This window comes from Erwinia sp. CGal63, assembly GCF_037026505.1.
Taxonomy (GTDB): domain Bacteria; phylum Pseudomonadota; class Gammaproteobacteria; order Enterobacterales; family Enterobacteriaceae; genus Erwinia.
Genome location: NZ_JAKUMN010000001.1, coordinates 590,052 through 608,876, shown reverse-complemented (window position 1 = coordinate 608,876; position 18,825 = coordinate 590,052). Strand labels below are relative to the sequence as shown.

Sequence of the window (18,825 nt, the reverse complement as noted above, 5' to 3'; positions counted from 1 at the left end):
GCTCTGCCAGGCAGCCCGGCGCGGCCGGTGCTTTTCTGACGTCTTAAGATGGCAAATAAGCGCGGTAAAAAATCCAGGAACAGGATGAAATTGTGAATTTTTTGCTATAAACAGGAGAGTTGGTATTGAAATGTTAAATTTATATCGCAGCCCGTCAGGCAACGGGCGACATCCATAGCGTATTGAGGTTGTAGTGACTCCAGGTGTCCGCCTCTTCCGGGCCGGCGATGCTGTCCCAGCAGTAGCGATCGGCCAGGTTTATCACTTCCGGCCGCAGCATATGGTTGGCGGAGAGCGAATAGAAGACGCAGACTTTCGGCAGCAGCAGCGAACTTTCACCGGGTTCAGTCACCACCGCCACGCGGCCGGAAGCCAGACGGACAATGGAGCCTACCGGATAGATGCCAACCGCTTTAACGAAGGCGTAAAAGAATTTGCGATCGAAATGCCCTTCCCAGCTGGCCATCTGGTGCATGGCGCTGGCCGGATTCCAGCCCGCTTTATAAGGCCGGTTAGAGGTCACGGCGTCGTAAACGTCGCAGATGGCCGCCATGCGCGCCAGCGGCGAAATATCTTTGCCTTTCAGGCCGTGCGGATAGCCGCTGCCGTTGATTTTCTCATGGTGATGCAGCGCCACATCCAGCACCGCCGCTTCGCCGCCGCTGCGGCGCAGCAGATCTTCGCCCATCACCGGATGCAGCTTCATCACGTCGAACTCTTCATCGGTCAGCTTGCCGGGTTTGTTGAGGATCTCCAGCGCGATCCCCGCCTTGCCGACATCGTGCAGCAGTCCGGCCGTTCCCGCCAGCCGCGTTTGTTCGTCATCCAGATTTAGCTGGCGCGCGAGCGACACCATCAGCGCGCAAACCGCTACGGAGTGCAGATAGGTATAGTCATCATGTGTTTTCAGCCGCACCACGCTCAGCAGCGCGGCCGGATGACGGCTGAGGGAGCCGCCAATCTCATTGACCAGCGGCAGCGTGCTGCCGGTATCAATGGTTTTACCGAGGCGCGCATCGTTGAACATGTTCATCACCTCGCCTTTGGCGTTCAGGCAGATCGCCTGCGCCTGGGCAATCTCTTCATGGATGCCCGAAACCTGCGGCAAGGCCTGCTGCTGATGCAGCGGATCCGGCCGATCCGGGCCGCGCCCTTTATCCAGGTCGATCCAGACTTCTTTAATGCCGCTTTCCGCGATAATGTCTATTTGCTGCTGCGTGGTAAGTAACATATGGTTGTGCAACAGAGGGTGCTTCAGCCAGAAAACCTCCAGCTTGTGCACATACATGCCGGTGCGCAACTCTTGTGTCTGAATTCTTATAATCATTCCGCCTCTCCTGCCCCTCCTACCTTTTCCTCCATTCAGCACAGGTATCGGCGCGCGACAAAAAACCTTCAGCTATTGTGGCCGCTAATTTATTTTTTTACCGTTAATTTACATTAACAGTGGCGGTCAAAAGCCAACAGTTTTAGGGCGGAATAAGCAGGAAGGTGACGCCGGGCAGGAAAAAACTAATGGATGACGTTATCGTCGTTGGCGGAGCGGCGCGACATGCCGTCGCCGTCGTTCATCTGCGCGCAGCGGATCTCCCGGATGGCGGCCAGGCAGGCTTTGCGGCGGGCCTCGTCCGTTTGCCGGGCCGCCAGCGCGCGCAGTTCATTCATCAGGGAAGTCGGGTTTAGCGGGCGCTGCTGTTCAAGGATGGCGAGGGTCGCCTCTCCCAGCATAATTTCCCGTATTTTTTCAGAATGGTGATTGTCCATGGAGACTTCTCTGGCCCGAAGGCCGCGTGGAACGTTTTACGCGTCAGCCAGAGCTGAATGCCTTAGCTGACGCGAAAAGGAAAACCTGGCCGTAAGAACTGCGGGCATAGCGATAACAGCGTGGTTCAGCCTTCGCGGCCAAACAGCATGGCGATCAGCTCATGATGATGTTTTTCAAGTTCAGGCTGGCGGGCGTCAGCCAGACGGCTCAACAGCTTTGCGCAGATGGACTGGCGATTAACCGTCATGCCGGCTTTCAGAATTTCCATTACTACCTCACCCAGCGTTTCCTGATGGGAAGGGACAGCCTCCTGCGCGCTGAAATACAGGCTCATTTCTGCTGAATGTGGGTTGATACTGTCCTGACGCATAATGGATCCTCTTAAGCAGGTGAAAGATGCCTGAAGGGTCAACGGGCTACCCTGTACAGCTTTTCAAATGATGTACAACATCTTAAGAGTATGAGGCGTATTTTTTTTGCAAAAAATGCTATTTTGAGACACAACAACGCGTAAATGGTCACAAACTGACTAACAGTTTCTAACTATTATCCAAAATCTTAGCGGGTTATCGCCTGAACGGCGGCTTTCAGAACAATCACGGGAAGTTATACAGCGCAGCTGTACAAATTGGGGAGAACAGCCGTTCTCCCCGCAAACGGGCCTATTTTTTCGGAATATTAACCGAGGATTTACCCGCAGCTTCATTCTCTATCGGCGCCACGGCGCCAAGATCGGTGCCGGTGACCGGATTAACCGAAGTATCGGAAGCGGTACGCGCTTTCAGGTTATCCAGATCGGCTTTCTGATCCGCAGGCAGAGAGACGCTGGCGAAGCCGTCGCCGCCGTCTACCGCAGGCGCGGGATCGGCCACATAGGTAAAGTTCTCATCCGAGTTCCAGCTACCGCGTACTTCGCCGCCTTCAGACATGTTGTAGTAGACGTTGGCGTACTGCTCAATCGGCGGCAGTTTGCCCGCCGGGAAGTTATTGCGGATAGCGTAGAGCGCTTTTTCAAAAGAGATCTGGTGGGCGACCTCGCGGGTCATCAGAAAGCCCAGCGCATCTTTTACGCCCGGATCGTCAGTGACGTTGATCAGGCGCTCGTAGAGAATTTTGGCGCGCGCTTCGGCGGCGATATTGGAACGTAGATCGGCCGTAGGTTCGCCAATGGTGTCAATATAGGCTGCCGTCCACGGCACGCCGCCAGAGTTGGTCAGCGCCGGGCCGCCGCCGTAGAGAACAGAGGTCAGATGGCTGTCGTTGCCGTTGCCGGTGATAGAGCGATAGAGCTCGCCCTCTTCTTCCGTGCCCTCGGCCAGCTTGCCTTTGGCGCCTTTATTCAGCATTCCCACCAGCGAGCCGATGATTTCCAGGTGGCTCAGCTCTTCGGTAGCGATATCCATCAGCATATCGCGACGGCCTTCATCCTCATCCGCCAGACCCTGGGTAAAGTAGCGGCAGGCCGCGGCCAGCTCGCCCTGCGGCCCGCCAAACTGCTCCAGCAACAGATTCGCCAGGCCGGGATTCGGCTCAGCGACACGAACGGTATATTGTAATTTTTTTACATGTCTGAACATAGCTCACTCTCACTCCAGTCGGAAAATAACGAACGGTAGCCTGCTCTGTGGCAGACCTTCTCCATCGACTGGTTTTCATACCTGAGTTATGGCGGCAGAAAGGATTAGCTTTCGCGTCGGAAACAGCATCACTATTCAGGTGTAAAAACCACACAACAAGCATAGTTTAATTTTGCCGACCGCAAGGAAAAGCGAGCCCGGAAAGGATTAACAGGACAATTCCTGGGGATGCGGGCCCACGCTGAACGCGGTCAGGCCTGCAAACATTCTGTATGGTCTATGCTTGCCCTCGGGTTTTAACAGTGAGGAGAAAGCAATGAAGTACAGAAAACTGGGCCATTCAGGCCTGATGGTTTCTGAGCTGACGCTCGGTACGTTAACCTTTAACGGCCAGGCCGGGTTTGAGAAAACCGGCAACGTCGATGTTCGCCAGGCGCGCCGTTTTATTGAGATAGCGCTGGAACGAGGCGTCAATACCATAGATACCGCCGATCTCTATTCCAAAGGCGGCGCCGAAGAGACGCTGGGCGAAGCGCTGGGCGGCAATCGTCAGCGCGTAATCCTCGCCAGCAAGGCCCGCAGTCCGATGAGCGACGATCCCAACGACAGTGGGGCCACGCGCTTTCATCTGATTAAATCCTGCGAGAACAGCCTGAAGCGGCTGAAAACCGATCATATCGACCTTTACCAAATCCATAACTGGGATGGCGTCACGCCGGTGGAGGAAACGCTGCGCGCGCTGGAAGATCTGGTAAAAAGCGGCAAAATCCGCTATTTCGGCACCTCGAACTATACCGGCTGGCAAATGATGAAAACGCTGGGCTGCGCCGAAGTTAACCAGCTCTATAAGCCCGTAAGCCAGCAGATTTACTATACGCCGGAGTCGCGCGAGGCGGAGTTCGAGCTGCTGCCGATGGCGCTGGATCAGAATATCGGTACGCTGATCTGGGGGCCGATGGGCGAAGGGCTGCTGACCGGCACCGTGCAACGCGGTGTGAAGACGCCGTCGACTTCCCGTCAGGGCAACGGCTGGCCGGAACCCTACGTGCATGATATGGAGCACGCCTGGAAGGTTATTGACGTGCTGACCGAGGTTGGCGAAGAGCATAACGTCTCGACCGCGCGGGTCTGCCTCGCCTGGCTGCTGACGCGGCCCGGTATCAGCTCGCTGATCGTCGGCAATCGCTCCGAGCAGCATTTGCAGGACAACCTGGCGGCGACGGAGCTGACGCTAAGTGACGAGCAGATTAAACGCATTGAAAAGGTGACCCGTCCGGCACCGCGCTATCCCTACTGGCATCGCTTCACCAGCGGCATGGACAGGCTGGATCCGGCGGAGCAACCCTTTCTGAATGAATACCAGCAGACGCTGGACGATCGCAAAGATCTGGCAAGTAAATAGTCTTGCGGCGAGCCTGCTGGTCGGGTTCGCCGCCTCCAAAGCCGCGCTGCGATCTGTCGCGCTTATCTCACCTCAACCTACTGCTTTCTTCTCTTCTTCTCGCGCGCGGGCTCGCAAACGCTGCGGCTATACTCAAAAAAAAACAAAAGGAGATCGGAATGAAACTGGCTGTTTTTGATATTGGCGGTACCTCGTTAAAAATGGGCGTAGTCACGGATAAAGGCGAGATAGTGGTCAGCGAGAAGGCGGATAACGCCGGCACGCGCGAAGCTATTCTCAATGATATCCTGAGCTGGCTGCAAAAAAATCCGGGCTGCGAAGGCATTGCTGTCAGCGTGCCGGGCTATATCGATCCCCGTAGCGGCTTCGTGTCGATGGGCGGCACGGTCAGGGCGTTCGATAACTTTCATCTGGGCAAATGGTTGGAAGAGAAAACCTCGCTACCCACGACGGTGGAAAACGATGCGCACTGCGCCCTGCTGGCGGAGCGCTGGCTGGGCAAGGCGCAGAAGATGTCCGACTTTTTGATGATAACCATAGGCACAGGTTTAGGCGGCGCCGCTTTCTGCAATGGCGCGCTGGTGCGCGGCAAAAAAGATCGCGCTGGCGAGTTTGGCTGCCTGCTGGTGGCGCGTCCCGCCGGCGGCAGCGTCAGCCGCTATACGATGGGCGATAACTGCACCATGACCGCGCTGCGGGAAAGCTATGCGCTGCACACCGGACGCGACGTGGAGGAGATCAGCGGTAAGGACGTTTTCGCCGCCTGGGATGATAAAGAGCCGATAGCGACCCGGCTGGTGACCACTTTTTATCAGGATCTTTGCGCCGGCATTTATAATTTGGCCAACACCTTCGATCCTGAATCTATTTTCCTCGGCGGCGGCATTACCGAACGGGAAAACTTTCTGCAGGAGGTCAAGTTTCATCTGGCCTGGTTTGGTAAAACCATCCCGGTCGATACCGCTACCTTCGGCAACGAATCCGGTATGCTGGGCGCGGCTTATCATTTTCTGCAGAGCCGTTAGCCGAAGCGCCGGTTAACGCGAACGCCGGTTGGACAGCGCCAGCGACCAGAGTTTGCGCTGGCAGCGCGGACAGCTGAGCTGCTGCTGCGCCTGTAGCCACAGCGTCTGCCCGCAGTGGTTGCAGGCGTACAGACCGTCTGCGGGCACGTGCGTAAAGTCCTGGCGATGTTCGGGCGGCAGCACCGAAAGGCCGGGTTTGACCTTGTCGTCATCGAAGTAGTAGGCGCTGATATCGCCATCCAGCTCGATCAGCGCCAGACGGATCTGCCCTAAATGTTCGACGCCTTCCTGCCGCAGCTCCATAAAGAACTCATCTTCCGAGATATTCAGTCCGTCCAGGCTGTCGAGCTTGTAAAGACCATCCTGAATCAGCGTAATTACCTCGCCTTCGATCCATCTGGAGATACGCGCGCTGCGTGCCGTCAGAAAAGTGGTAAAGCGATAAAGCACCAGCAGCACCACAAAAACCATCGCTACAGGCAGCACAGGCACATCGTCATAGAAGGTCACGTCGCCGGAAGCCGAGCCGAGCGTCAGCACAATCACCAGCTCAAACAGCGACAGCTGGCGGATGCCGCGCCTGCCGGAGACTTTCAGAAACAGGAACACCACGACGTAGGCGAAGATAACCCGCACCGCGACTTCGCCTAAAAAAGTGATGGAAAGATCGTTGAGAAAAAAACGGTGCCAGTCGAAAGAAAACATAAGCGTGCGTGATTATCCGGAAAAGAAACATGGCGAAGCGCCAGTGATAAAGTTGATATTTTATGCCATTTTTTCGTCCGGAAAGCCATCAATAAGCGCGTTGTTAGCGGATTTGCCGCAATAGTGGCGCAGCGAATTTCACTTAGCGCGAAAAAGAAATAAGTCACGCTTATCCTTTACCGGCCACTTATTTATTATTATTGCTTCAGGATAAGGCGCTTTATTAACCCGGCGCGACCCTGTGAAAAAAACGGAAGAAATTCCGATAATTACCGTTATTTCCGGGAAACTTCAGATCAACAACTTGCCTGATGCCCTGTTTCAGCGATACTGTATATAAACACAGTTAAACTGGAATAAGCATTATGCAGCCGATTTCCCCTGCTGACTTTATGGAAGATCTTTTTTTACCGCTGTTTATTGAGCGCGTGCCCTGCGGCTTTCCCAGTCCGGCCCAGGACTATATTGAGGACAGGTTGGATCTGAATAAGCTGGTGCTGCGCCATCCCAGCGCCACCTATTTTATCCGCGTGAGCGGCGATTCCATGATTGAGGCGGGCATCAGCCATGACGATTTGCTGGTGGTGGATCGCTCGCTGACGGCGCAGCATGGCGATATCGTGGTGGCGGCCGTCGCCGGTGAATTTACCGTCAAGGAGCTGCGCACCCGCCCTTTCCTGCAGCTGGCGCCGCGCAACCGCCACTACTCGCCGCTGGTTTTTCACGATGCGGAAGAGCTGGAGATTTTCGGCGTCGTCACCTTTATTCTGAAATCGACCCGCCATGTTCGCGCTGGTTGACGTCAACAGCTTTTACACCTCCTGCGAAACGGTGTTCCGGCCCGATCTGCGCGGCAAGCCGGTGGTCGTGGTGTCCAATAACGACGGCTGTATTATCTCCCGATCGGCGGAGGCGAAGCGGCTCGGCATTAAAATGGGCGAGCCCTACTTTAAAATTAAAAAAGAGCTACAGCGACAGCAGGTGCAGGTATTCAGCTCCAACTACGCGCTCTATGCCGATCTCAGCCATCGGGTGATGACAATTCTGGCCGAGCTGGCGCCCGCCACCGAGATCTACTCTATCGACGAGGCCTTTATGGATCTTACCGGCGTCAGCGGCTGTATGGCGCTGGAAGAGTTTGGCCGGGACGTTCGCCAGCAGGTGCTGAAAGCCACCGGTCTGACGGTTGGCGTCGGCATAGCGCCGAGCAAAACCCTGGCCAAGCTCGCCAACTACGCGGCGAAAAAGTGGAGCAAAACCGGCGGCGTGGTCGATCTCTCCGATCCGGCGCGCCAGCGCAGGCTGCTGCCGCTGGTGCCGGTAGAAGAGGTCTGGGGCATTGGCAGGCGCGTTGGCAAACGTCTGCAGCTGATGGGCATTAAAAACGCGCTGGAGCTGGCCGACAGCTCTATTCCCACTATCCGCAAGCATTTCAGCGTGGTGATGGAGCGCACGGTGCGCGAGCTGCGCGGCGAATCCTGCCTGGCGATAGAAGAGCTGGCGCCCACTAAACAGCAGATTGTCTGCAGTCGCTCTTTTGGCCATCGCGTTACCGACTATGCCGATATGCATCAGGCGATCTGCGCCTGGGCCGAACGCGCGGCGGAGAAGCTGCGCCGCGAAAAGCAGTACTGCCGTTTTATCAGCGTATTTATCCGTACCAGCCCGCACGACGGCAGCGGCTATAACAATCAGGCTTCCGGCAGGCTGCTGCTGCCCTCTAACGATACCCGCGATATTATTCGCGTGGCCACCGAGGCGTTGGGACGTATCTGGCGCGAAGGCGAGCGCTATCTGAAAGCGGGCGTAATGCTGAGCGACTTTTACAGCGAAGGCGTGGCCCAGCTCGATCTCTTTGCCGAAACGCAGCCCAAAGCCAACAGCGCGGCGCTGATGAACGCCATCGACGCGCTGAACCAGTCCGGCAAGGGAAAAATCTGGTTCGCCGGTCAGGGCATCGAAAAAAGCTGGTCGATGAAGCGCGAGATGCTCTCTCCCGCCTGGACCACGCGCTACAGCGATTTACCGGTAGCGAAGTGAAGGCTTGCAGCCAGCGCGGAGGCTGAACTGGCCCATAAACAGCAGCGGACTGGTGTCCGACGTTTGAAGGCTTTCAACTCTGTTATCCCAACCGGCGCAACACTTCCTCGGCGTTTTCCGCTTTTGTGGAAGCGGTCAGGTAGCGCGGGCCGGTTTAAGGAGTGCCCTGACAGGCACGTTGCCTGCCAGGGATTCAGGCGCTACAGCAGATTTTTTTCCGCCAGCTCCAGCGCGAAGTAGCTGAAGATCAGGTCGGCGCCCGCGCGCTTGATGGCGCCCAGACTTTCCAGCACCACTTCACGTTCGTTGATGGCGCCCGCCTGCGCGGCGAACTTCAGCATCGCGTACTCGCCGCTGACCTGATAGGCCGCCAGCGGCAGCTCGGTGCGTTCGCGCACGTCGCGGATAATATCCAGATAGGCGCCCGCCGGCTTCACCATCAGCGCGTCCGCGCCTTCGGCCTGATCGATTAACGATTCACGAATCGCTTCGCGGCGGTTCATCGGGTTCATCTGGTAGGTTTTGCGATCGCCCTTCAGCGAGGTGCCTGCCGCTTCGCGGAACGGGCCATAGAAAGAAGAAGCGAACTTGGTGGAGTAGGACATAATGGCGGTATCGGTAAAGCCCGCTTCATCCAGCGCGTGACGAATAGCCGCCACCTGACCGTCCATCGCGGCGGAAGGCGCGATAAAATCCGCGCCCGCGCGCGCCGCGGCGACAGCCTGTTTGCCCAGGTTCACCAGCGTGGCGTCGTTGTCCACGCCGCGATCGTGCAGCACGCCGCAGTGGCCGTGCGAAGTGTATTCGCAGAAGCAGGTGTCGGACATCACGATCATTTCCGGCACGGTTTCTTTGCAGATACGGGACATGCGGGAAACCAGCCCGTTCTCCTGCCAGGTATCGCTGCCGTCGGCGTCGGTATGGTGCGAGATGCCAAAGGTCATTACCGAGCGAATGCCCGCTTTGGCGATACGCTCAATCTCATAGGCCAGGCGCTTTTCCGGGATGCGCATCACGCCAGGCATCGCCTGAATAGCTTTGTAGTCGTCCAGGCCCTCTTCCACAAAGATCGGCAGCGCCAGATCGTTAAGGCTGAGCGACGTTTCCTGAAACAGCGAGCGGAAGGATGGGGTCTGACGCAGGCGTCGTGGGCGAAGGTTTGGGGATAGAATGGACAAAACAACCTCGGTTTAGCAGATAATCAGCGGCGGAGCGGTTCCGCCAGCGATAAAAGTGAGTTTGTTAACATTATACCCGCAGGCGCTTTCTGACAATGTTTGTCGCTGCGTCACAGAAGCTACGGCACAGAATGCCTGGCCTGGCGCCGAAGGGCCTTTTTCGACACTATTGTGCTCTTTTCAGCTAAAAATTTTCTTTTTCAATGAGATATCCCTGCCAAATCTTTATTAGCGTCCATAATTAAGCCGGGTAGATGCGGAGGAGTAAATATGGATTTTCTTGGCTGGACGGCCGCAACGGGCGGGCTTTTATTATTAATGTCGTTGGCATCGGGCTGGATTAATCGCGGCCCGGTAACCACTTTCGCGCTTTATCTGATAGCCGGCGTGATTTGTGGCCCGTGGGTGCTGGATCTGCTGCATATTGATATCGCCGCTCATGCCGTGCTGACCGCGCACCTGACCGAAATCGCTATGGCGGCGTCGCTGTTTATTACCGGTCTGAAGCTCAGGCTGCCGCTCAGCCACCAGGGCTGGCGGCTGGGGCTACGGCTGGCTTTCCCCGGGATGCTGCTGACCGTAGCGGGCATGTCGCTGGTCGCGCACTATCTGATCGGCCTCTCCTGGCCCTACGCTGTGGCCTTCAGCGCTATTGTCGCGCCGACCGATCCCGTGCTGGCGAGCCTGATTTCAGTAAACGACGCCCGCGACGACGATAACCTACGCGTGTCGCTCTCCAGCGAGGCGGGAATGAACGACGGCACCGCCCTGCCGCTGCTGATGCTGGCGATTACGCTGCTGACCACGCAGCAGCAGATGACCACGGAGCTGTTTACCCACTGGGCATTGGTGGACGTGCTGTGGGGCATTACTGGCGGCTTGGGCATCGGTTTCCTGCTGGGACGCACGGTAGGCCACCTCGTTACGCACTTGCGCTACACCTATAAGGACGTGGCGCCTAATGACTTTCTGGCGCTGGCGCTGATTGCGCTGAGCTACGCCGCTGCGCAGGCGCTGGACGCCTCCGGCTTTCTGGCCGCTTTCGCCGCGGGCGTCGGCCTGCGCCGCACGGAGGTTAGCGTGATCCGCCGCCAGCCCGCCGAAGCTTTTGACGACAGCGATCATCGCCCGCCCGCCGAGGTGCTGGTCAATCCGCATATTCGTCATGAAGCGCTGGACCCGGACCCGACGCGCTCTGTGGGTCTGGTCGTAGGCGATGCGCTGTCGTTCGGGGATACCGTGGAGCGGCTGTTTGCCGCCGGGATCATTATCGTGCTGGGCGTAACGCTGGCTCAGCATTGGGATCCGGACGGCCTGCTGATGGCGCTGGTGCTGTTTGTGGTTATCCGCCCGGCGGCGGTCTGGCTGGGCACTGCCGGCATCAAAGTGCCGTGGCAGCAGAAAATGATCATCGGCTGGCTGGGCATTCGCGGCATCGGCAGCATCAACTATATCGCCTGGGCCTATACGCACGGCGTGGCGGGCGATGAAATGACGCGCATGGCGAATATCGCCTTTACGCTGATTGTCGCCAGCGTGATTGTCCACGGGATTTCGGTGACGCCGCTGCTGAACTGGCGGCAGGCCAGAATCGCCGCCGCCAGCAAAGAGGAGAAGTAGCTTATAACGCGCTGGAGAGTTTTTTCTTGCAGTACATCAGGCTGCTGTAGAGCGGGTTGAGATACCAGATCACCATCAGCTTGATGTTGTTACGCGTCAGCTTGCGCACCAGCGCGTTAACCCTGGGCTGATACTCTTGCGGCACGGTCATATCGTGCTCGCGCAGCATCTTCAGGCAGCCGCTCATTACCGGAAAGTAGTAATCATCCACCAGCGCGCTTTCAACCGGCAGGTTGGCAGCGCGGATCGCCTTCTCCGTTCCCTCGCGAGCGATAAAATAGTTTTTCACCCAGGAGAAGTCGCGCGTACGCACGGAAAGCGAGGTGGTGGTGTAGCGCTTGAAGTAGTAAGCCTGCGACGTTACGTAAACCTTTTGCGCCTGCAGATAGAGATTGAACATAAAAGGCGCGTCTTCATGGTTCTGGATCGGCAGAAAACGGCTGTTGGTGCGGTTGATCAGGTCGCGCGAAATCACGCTTGACCAGAGCACGCGATGCGCGGAGCCGCTGCTGTTCAGCTGCTGCAGAAACGCGGTGCCGCCGCTGTAGACGCCTTTGATATTGCGGGCGTGAGTGATTTTATGCTGTCGCTCCGCCACGGGCACGTCCAGAAACATGTTGGCGGCGAAACAGAACAGCTCCAGCTGCGGGCAGGCCTGCTTCTCACGCAGAAAATCTTCGAACAGCGTCGGGCCGGTGAGATCGTCGGCGTCCATAAAATAGATAAAATCGCCGGTAGCCAGCTCCAGCCCTTTGTTTCTGGCGGCGCTGACGCCGCCGTGAGCGTTGCGCACCAGCTGAATACGCGCATCGCGTTGGCAATACTCTTCAATCAGCTGGTCGGTGCCGTCAGTGGAGCCGTCGTCGATAATAATAATCTGCTGCGGCACCACCGTTTGTTGCAGCAGCGAGTCAACAGCCTCGCCCAGATCGGCCCGTCCATTATAAACGGGCATAATCACCGACAGCGTTGGCTGCGCCAGATCGCCTGGGTTGTTCATCTTTCACCTCGAAGGTTCAGCCGACGGAAAGTCACGTTTTTCAGGTAGTCGCCTACTTTGCTGTGCAGCAGACAGCAGATAGCCAGGTTAACAAAACCGATAAGGCCCAGGAACAGCAGATTCAGCCAGCGGTTGTCGTTCCACTCGAACGGAATGGAGAGCGTCAGGAACGCCACGCAGGCGGAAACGCCCCAAATCAGCAGCACGTCGCGCGTCAGCCACTGCATATGGATGGTCGGCGCAAACTTTCTGTGCACAATCCACGACCAGACGACCAGATAGAAGATATTCTGCGCCACCCAGACGATACCGGTACCCAGCGCGCCATAGTGGATAGCGGCGAAGATATTCAGCGGGATCAGGATAATGGCGAACAGCGTAAAGCCTTTCATATGCAGCGACAGGTTGCCGTTCACATATTGCAGATTATAGAGCAGGCCGACAATCGCCTGGATACCGCTGCCCAGCGCGTAAAGCGTCATCACCAGCGACATCTGCTCGCCGATCTGCGGGTTCTGCGTCCAGGCCCAAATCAGCTGGGTCGGATAGAAAGCGATAGTCAGGCTGAGCGGCGCCATAAAGATGCTCACCGCCTGCGTTGTCCAGCGATAGAGCTTCAGCGTTTCCTGCTCGCCGCCGTCGTTTTTGGTACGCATACCGGTCATACGCGGCACGATAGCCTGCATGATCGGGCTGCTGAGCATCACAATACCGGTCGCGGCGGTCGCCACCACGGTAAAGGAGCCGTAGGTCGCCAGCGGCAGCGTTTTGGAAAGCACCAGGCGGTCAATCTGCGAGATAAAAGTCCAGATGGCGCTGGAAAAAGCCGCGCCAACGGCAAAGCGCAGGAAAGGCTTGAGTACGCCTTTTAAATTGTCCGTTTTGGTATGGCGATCCTGCTTCGGTACCAGCTGATAGGATTTGCGGATGCAGAAGAAAGCTTCGCCAACCGAAATCAGCAGCTGCCAGCAGAAGAAGAAAATAACCGGGTTAGAGGCAAAGCGGATCACGAAAACCGCGCCAAAGGTGCGCAGCGTAATCACCACCAGGTTCAGCGCGTTGAGCCAGACCTGATGCTCGTAGCCTACAATCACGCTGCGGTATGGCCCGATACGCCAGCGAATGGCGGCGGTCAGCACCATGATGCCGACGGCGATCACCAGATCCTGATGCGGAATAGTTTTAGCGTGTAGCCAGTGCGAAGCGACATAGGGAGAAGCGAACCAGCCCATCACCACCAGCACGGCGGAAGAGATAAGGAAGAACTTCCCCAGCGTCGCGAACAGCGACGGGAACCACGGGTTTTGCTCGCGATCGGCGCGATAGCGGGCCGCTTCGCGCAGCAGCGTGGTGGAGATCCCCACATCCAGCAGCTGCAGCCAGGTTAACAGGATAGAGAAAAAGCCGATCAGGCCGTAAATCTCCATACCCAGTTGGTGAATATATAAGGGTACGACCAGTATCCCGGCAAGCGTGATATAAATCTGACCGACATAATTCGCAATCGCGTTACGCTTAATCGACATAATCTCTTCTATCGTGCTCGGCTTAACATTTATCAATAACGCAGACTAACAAATCATTGCCCGAACTACATCCGGGAAATAGTCTTAAAAGCGGCAACGCCCGGGCCGGAAGTCAGGCTAAATAGTACCGGCCAGCAACATGTTGTTATAAATTAGCCCGATAAACCTCTCTCTTTGCTAACAGAGGATGACTATTGCAACAAAGGAAAGCAGAGATAAAAAAAGCTGAACAATCATTATTCGCTTTTTGTCTGTTCCTGAACCATTTTAAGCTGGAGCCTGACCTTTCGCCTGACGGCATAGCGGGCTGCGGCGCTATAAAAGGTGGTCCTGACGACGAAATTCGCCTTTAGTTGTGACTGGTGCTTGCCGCTGAGCGGCAGCGGCGAACGCATCCGTCAATAAAAGAATGCCGCTTATGGATGGTAATAAGCGCGCCCGGTATGGCGCCGTAGACGCCACGCCAGCAGCTTTACAGAGCGGCCAGAAGACCAACGCGACAGCCAGGCGGATGATGTTATTAACGGTCGCGAAGAGAGCGGTCGAAAAGGCGAAAAAACGCGCATTCGGCCAGGCGTTTTTTTTATTATTCGGGCCAGACATTGCTGTGCGTCTCATGATGGCGTTAAACAGTGATTGCTGATTAATCGTTTCATTAAACCGGTGTTTAATTATCTCCGTTGTCCTTTTAGCTTTTATATTGTTCTCTTCGCCACAAAAATTAAAAGATAAACCTGGTGGCCAGGTTTATTTTTTCCTCTGGCTTTTCTGATAAGCGGAAAATATCATTGCCGGCAAGCGTAATTTTTAAATTGCCGTGTTTAATCGGCCTGGCGCTAATTTTTAATTATGGAGATCGGATTACTCTTTTTTTGCCTGAACGGCGGCATAAAAAAGCGGGTTACGCTTTAGTCCTGACCGATTTTAAAATTAACTTTATAATTTTTAAAGAGTTAGCAAAGATCTCCCGGCAAGCAGCCACCCTGCGCCGCCGCGTTATCCCGGCGGCTTTTTAACTTGCAGCATCCAGCCGCTCAACCGCTCCTCGGCCCTTTCTGCTTTAACGTCGTGACCGGGATCACATTTAATCGGCTGAGCCGCCGCAATGCCTCAACCCGCAACCCTGGTGCGCCGCCCTACTCCAGCCAGGATTTATGCTAGCCTCAAAGAGAAGGAGTATTGCGGTTATCCAAAGTGGGTTGATAAAAAACATGAAAATATCAGACAGTTTTCGCAGTCATTTTATCCGCGAAGTGCTTATTCCTTTGGTGCTGGTTTTATTAATTATTTTTAGCGCAGCAACTTTTACCGTCTGGTGGGCGACAGCGAAAACTAACCGCGATGCGGCGGCGCAGCAGCAGCAGATGCTTGCCACCTCGCTGACGCAGAGCCTGGCGGAAATGATCAAACAGAACCGTAGCCTGGCGCTGTGGCAGCCACTTGGGCGACACCTGACGAGCGCGCCGCAGGATACGCTCTGGCTGAACCAGAATGTCGGTAGCTGGCTATCGGCGATGTTCGGTCATCAGCTTATTTATATTGTTGATGAGCAGGATCGGCCGGTTTACCGCTGGGAATGGGATAAAAATGCACCGCCTGCGCGGTTTGAGCGCCTGCGCCGCCGGGTCAGCGAGCTGTCGGCGCAGCTTAAAGCGCCTTTTGCCAGCGATGATGAGCGGATTGGCGCCGTCGATTTTACGCTTCTCGATAACCGTCCCGTTGCGCTGGCAATCAGCGTTATCGACGATGGTCAAGGCGGAGATGGCCGCTTCCGGCTGGTCAGCGTTAAATTCCTGGACGACAGCTATCTCAACTCCCTTGCGCAGCGCAGCCTGCTGCGCGACCTGCATTACGCCGACGGCAAGCCGGTGAAAAAAGGCGCAAACTATCTGCTGAGCAACCGTGCGGGCGAAGGACTCGGCTATATCAGCTGGCGGCCTGCCGCGCCCGGCTCGCAGATGTTTCAGGTAATTGGCCCGGTCGGCCTGGCGATGGTGCTGATTATTACGCTTATCTGCGCAATGATGATGCGCCGTCTGTGGCTGTCGTCGCTCAGGCTGTCGCAGTCGCTGCTGCAGCTCAGCGCCAGCGAAGCCCAGGCGCAGCATCTGGCCTTTCACGACGTCTTGACCGGCCTGCCCAATCGCGCGCTGGTGGAGGAGCGGCTGACCCAGGCGCTGGGCAAGCTGAACCGCAGCGAAGAGAACATCGCTCTGCTGCTGCTGGATCTCGATCGCTTCAAGCAGGTCAATGATACCTACGGTCATCATGCAGGCGACGAGCTGATTATCGACGTAGGCCATCGTCTCAGCGAACTGGTCAGAGAGAAAGATACGGTTGGCAGGCTGGGCGGCGATGAGTTTGTGGTGATTGTCGAAGGCGTCACTGCACCACAGGCTATCCAGCAGCTGTGCGAGCGCATTATCACCTCGCTGGCGCAGCCTTTTACGCTGCTGGGTAGCGAAACCTGGATAGGCGTCAGCATCGGCGTGGCGACGGCGCCTCGGGACGCGGGCGATCGCCAGGAGATGATGCGCAAAGCGGATATCGCGCTCTATGAAGCCAAAAGTCAGGGGCGCGGTCAGTTCAGGGTATTTGACGATTCCATGGACGAACAGGTTAAAACTCGCCAGCAGATTGCCGCCGACCTGCGCGTCGCGCTGCAAAACAAGCGCGATCTTGCCGTTTACTATCAGCCGCTGATGGATATTTCCGGGCAGTCCGTGGTTGGCCTGGAGGCGCTGATGCGCTGGCATCATCCCACGCGCGGCGTGATCTCTCCCGGCGAGTTTATTCCGCTGGCGGAAGAGATGGGATTGATTATCCAGATCGGCGAGTGGGTGCTGCGTGAAGCCTGCCGCGTTTCGCAGGCCTGGCCCGATTTGGCGATGGCGATCAACGTGTCCCCGCTGCAGTTCCGCTCGGCGGGCTTTGTGGAGCGCTTTAAGAGCATCGTTGCCCAGGAAAACACGCCGCCTTCCCGCATTGAGCTGGAAATTACCGAAGGCGTGCTGATTGAGGATGAAAAAGGCGCGCAGGAAATTATGAGCACGCTGCGGGAAGCGGGTTTCCGTATCGCGCTGGATGATTTCGGCACCGGCTACTCCAGCCTTAACTACCTTAGCCATTTCTCGGTGGATAAGATCAAAATCGATCGCTCCTTCACTCAGTCGCTGGGCGTGACGGAGAACTCGACGGCGATTATCGAATCCGTGGTCAAGCTGGGTCAGGCAATGGGACTGACCGTGACCGCAGAGGGTGTGGAGACAAACAGCCAGATGGCGGCGCTGGCGGAGGCGGGCTGCAACCAGCTGCAGGGCTATCTCTTCTCACACGCCGTAGCGAAAGAAGAGATAGCCAGCCTGCTAAAGCAGCGTAAAGCGAGTTAATAATCTGTGACAGTGTCACGTAGCGTTTAGTGCTGCCGCTACGTGACGCCGCTTCTCAGAAAAAGCCCAGCGGCTCGGTGCTATAGCTGACCAGCAGGTTTTTGGTCTGCTGATAGTGATCGAGCATCATTTTGTGGGTTTCACGGCCAATCCCCGACTTCTTGTAGCCGCCAAAAGCGGCGTGCGCCGGATAGAGGTGGTAGCAGTTGGTCCAGACGCGTCCCGCCTTGATCGCCCTGCCAACCCGATAAGCACGGTTGATATCCCGCGTCCAGACGCCCGCGCCCAGCCCGTAGATGGAGTCGTTGGCGATAGCGATCGCTTCCGCCTCATCTTTAAAGGTGGTAATGCCGACCACCGGCCCGAAAATTTCCTCCTGAAACACGCGCATACTGTTATTGCCTTTCAGCAGCGTCGGCTGAATATAGTAGCCGCCAGAGAGATCGTCGCCGAGCTTCTCCACGCCGCCGCCGGTCAGCACTTCGGCGCCTTCCTGCTGCGCGATATCCAGATAAGAGAGAATTTTATCGAACTGCTGCTGCGAAGCCTGCGCGCCGATCATGGTGTCGGTATCCAGCGGATCGCCACGCTTGATAGTTTTTATCCTTTTCAGCACCGCCGCCATAAAGGGCTCGTAGATGGATTCCTGCACCAGCGCGCGCGACGGACAGGTACAGACCTCGCCCTGGTTCAGAAAGCCCAGCACCACGCCTTCCGCCGCCTTCTCAATAAAGGAAGGCTCGGCCTGCATGATGTCTTCGAAGAAAATGTTGGGCGACTTGCCGCCCAGCTCCACCGTCGAAGGGATCAGATTCTTCGCTGCCAGCTCCAGAATATGGCCGCCGGTCGCGGTTGAGCCGGTAAAGGCGATTTTGGCGATACGCGGATTGCCCGCCAGCGCTTCGCCCGCTTCCCGGCCAAAACCGTGCACCACGTTCAGCACGCCTTTCGGCAGCAGATCGGCGATCAGCTCGACAAACAGCGTAATCGACAGCGGCGTCTGCTCGGCGGGCTTCAGCACCACGCAGTTGCCCGCGCCAAGCGCCGGCGCCAGCTTCCAGGCCGCCATCAGCAGCGGAAAGTTCCACGGGATAATCTGCCCGACCACGCCCAGCGGCTCGTGGAAATGGTAAGCGGCGGTGAACTCGTCGATCTCTGCCGCCGTCCCTTCCTGAGCGCGCAGGCAGCCGGCGAAATAGCGGAAATGGTCGACCGCCAGCGGCAGATCGGCGGCCAGCGTCTCGCGAACCGGTTTGCCGTTGTCCCAGCTTTCGTTGACCGCCAGGTACTCCAGCTTCTCCTCCAGCCGATCGGCAATCTTCAGCAACGCCAGCGAACGCGACTGCACCGAGGTTTTACCCCAGGCTTCCGCCGCCGCGTGCGCCGCGTCCAGCGCCTTTTCAATATCAGCCTTATCAGAGCGTGGAAATTCGCCAATAGTGGAGCCGTTAACCGGCGAGGTATTGGTGAAATAGTTGCCGTTCACCGGCGCCACGAACTCGCCGTTGATAAAATTGCCGTAGTGCGACTTCAGTACGATTAAAGAATCCTGACTGCCCGGATAGGTGTAGCGCATGGTCATTGCCCCGTTAATTAAC

General features: G+C 56.7%; 17 protein-coding genes. 8 read left to right on the top strand and 9 right to left on the bottom strand.

The annotated features are described in order from the left end of the window. Nucleotides 1-154: 154 nt before the first annotated feature. The 4 genes from MKZ79_RS02565 to MKZ79_RS02550 form a co-directional block, all read right to left on the bottom strand. Complete coding sequence (locus MKZ79_RS02565) at nt 155-1,327, bottom strand: HD-GYP domain-containing protein (RefSeq protein WP_336139966.1); 1,173 nt, start codon at nt 1,325-1,327, stop codon at nt 155-157. Between the two features lie 185 nt (nt 1,328-1,512). After that, nucleotides 1,513-1,764 carry a hypothetical protein gene (locus MKZ79_RS02560; protein ID WP_336139964.1) on the bottom strand — a complete coding sequence of 84 codons (252 nt, stop codon included), beginning with the start codon at nt 1,762-1,764 and terminating at the stop codon, nt 1,513-1,515. A gap of 125 nt (nt 1,765-1,889) precedes the next feature. Further along, nucleotides 1,890-2,135: a regulatory protein YcgZ gene (gene ycgZ / locus MKZ79_RS02555; RefSeq protein WP_336139962.1), complete on the bottom strand. Its 246-nt coding sequence runs from the start codon at nt 2,133-2,135 to the stop codon at nt 1,890-1,892. A 292-nt stretch (nt 2,136-2,427) separates the two neighbouring features. After that, the gene (locus MKZ79_RS02550; RefSeq protein ID WP_336139958.1) at nt 2,428-3,342 is read right to left on the bottom strand and encodes a manganese catalase family protein; all 915 of its coding nucleotides are present in this window, start codon (nt 3,340-3,342) and stop codon (nt 2,428-2,430) included. Between the two features lie 316 nt (nt 3,343-3,658). Here MKZ79_RS02550 and MKZ79_RS02545 point away from each other — a divergent pair, with 316 nt between their 5' ends. Next, nucleotides 3,659-4,744: an aldo/keto reductase gene (locus MKZ79_RS02545; protein ID WP_336139953.1), complete on the top strand. Its 1,086-nt coding sequence runs from the start codon at nt 3,659-3,661 to the stop codon at nt 4,742-4,744. Nucleotides 4,745-4,902: 158 nt separating this feature from the next. Further along, nucleotides 4,903-5,769: an ROK family protein gene (locus tag MKZ79_RS02540; protein ID WP_336139952.1), complete on the top strand. Its 867-nt coding sequence runs from the start codon at nt 4,903-4,905 to the stop codon at nt 5,767-5,769. Nucleotides 5,770-5,781: 12 nt separating this feature from the next. On the opposite strand, the gene MKZ79_RS02535 is transcribed toward MKZ79_RS02540, so the two are convergent. After that, nucleotides 5,782-6,474 carry a DUF421 domain-containing protein gene (locus tag MKZ79_RS02535; RefSeq protein ID WP_336139950.1) on the bottom strand — a complete coding sequence of 231 codons (693 nt, stop codon included), beginning with the start codon at nt 6,472-6,474 and terminating at the stop codon, nt 5,782-5,784. A 365-nt stretch (nt 6,475-6,839) separates the two neighbouring features. On the opposite strand from MKZ79_RS02535, the gene umuD reads away from it, so the two are divergent. Next, nucleotides 6,840-7,274: a translesion error-prone DNA polymerase V autoproteolytic subunit gene (umuD, locus tag MKZ79_RS02530; protein ID WP_336139948.1), complete on the top strand. Its 435-nt coding sequence runs from the start codon at nt 6,840-6,842 to the stop codon at nt 7,272-7,274. After that, nucleotides 7,258-8,514 carry a translesion error-prone DNA polymerase V subunit UmuC gene (gene umuC, locus MKZ79_RS02525; protein WP_336139945.1) on the top strand — a complete coding sequence of 419 codons (1,257 nt, stop codon included), beginning with the start codon at nt 7,258-7,260 and terminating at the stop codon, nt 8,512-8,514. The genes umuD and umuC overlap by 17 nt, the downstream gene beginning before the upstream one ends. A gap of 200 nt (nt 8,515-8,714) precedes the next feature. Here the strand turns inward: umuC and hemB are convergent, their stop codons facing one another. After that, a complete protein-coding gene (hemB, locus tag MKZ79_RS02520) occupies nt 8,715-9,692 on the bottom strand; it encodes a porphobilinogen synthase (protein WP_336139943.1) in 978 nt (325 codons plus the stop codon). A 270-nt stretch (nt 9,693-9,962) separates the two neighbouring features. Between hemB and MKZ79_RS02515 the strand changes: the two genes are divergently transcribed. Beyond that, nucleotides 9,963-11,312: a cation:proton antiporter gene (locus tag MKZ79_RS02515; RefSeq protein ID WP_336139941.1), complete on the top strand. Its 1,350-nt coding sequence runs from the start codon at nt 9,963-9,965 to the stop codon at nt 11,310-11,312. A gap of 1 nt (nt 11,313) precedes the next feature. Here MKZ79_RS02515 and MKZ79_RS02510 read toward each other — a convergent pair whose 3' ends face one another. Together MKZ79_RS02510 and MKZ79_RS02505 are read right to left on the bottom strand one after the other, a co-directional pair. Then, nucleotides 11,314-12,312, bottom strand: coding sequence for a glycosyltransferase (locus MKZ79_RS02510; protein ID WP_336139937.1), 999 nt, complete (start codon nt 12,310-12,312; stop codon nt 11,314-11,316). Then, nucleotides 12,309-13,838 carry a lipopolysaccharide biosynthesis protein gene (locus MKZ79_RS02505; protein WP_336139935.1) on the bottom strand — a complete coding sequence of 510 codons (1,530 nt, stop codon included), beginning with the start codon at nt 13,836-13,838 and terminating at the stop codon, nt 12,309-12,311. The genes MKZ79_RS02510 and MKZ79_RS02505 overlap by 4 nt, the downstream gene beginning before the upstream one ends. A 418-nt stretch (nt 13,839-14,256) precedes the next feature. Between MKZ79_RS02505 and MKZ79_RS02500 the strand changes: the two genes are divergently transcribed. The 3 genes from MKZ79_RS02500 to MKZ79_RS02490 all read left to right on the top strand — a co-directional run bounded on the left by MKZ79_RS02500 (nt 14,257) and on the right by MKZ79_RS02490 (nt 17,227). After that, nucleotides 14,257-14,481: a hypothetical protein gene (locus MKZ79_RS02500; protein ID WP_336139933.1), complete on the top strand. Its 225-nt coding sequence runs from the start codon at nt 14,257-14,259 to the stop codon at nt 14,479-14,481. A gap of 94 nt (nt 14,482-14,575) precedes the next feature. Next, entirely contained in the window at nt 14,576-14,854 is a 279-nt protein-coding gene (locus tag MKZ79_RS02495) for a hypothetical protein (RefSeq protein WP_336139931.1), read from the top strand. A 195-nt stretch (nt 14,855-15,049) separates the two neighbouring features. Further along, nucleotides 15,050-17,227 carry a putative bifunctional diguanylate cyclase/phosphodiesterase gene (locus MKZ79_RS02490; RefSeq protein WP_336139929.1) on the top strand — a complete coding sequence of 726 codons (2,178 nt, stop codon included), beginning with the start codon at nt 15,050-15,052 and terminating at the stop codon, nt 17,225-17,227. A 55-nt stretch (nt 17,228-17,282) separates the two neighbouring features. On the opposite strand, the gene exaC is transcribed toward MKZ79_RS02490, so the two are convergent. After that, on the bottom strand, nt 17,283-18,803 hold the full coding sequence (gene exaC, locus MKZ79_RS02485; protein ID WP_336139927.1) for an acetaldehyde dehydrogenase ExaC: 1,521 nt from the start codon (nt 18,801-18,803) through the stop codon (nt 17,283-17,285). Nucleotides 18,804-18,825: the final 22 nt, after the last annotated feature.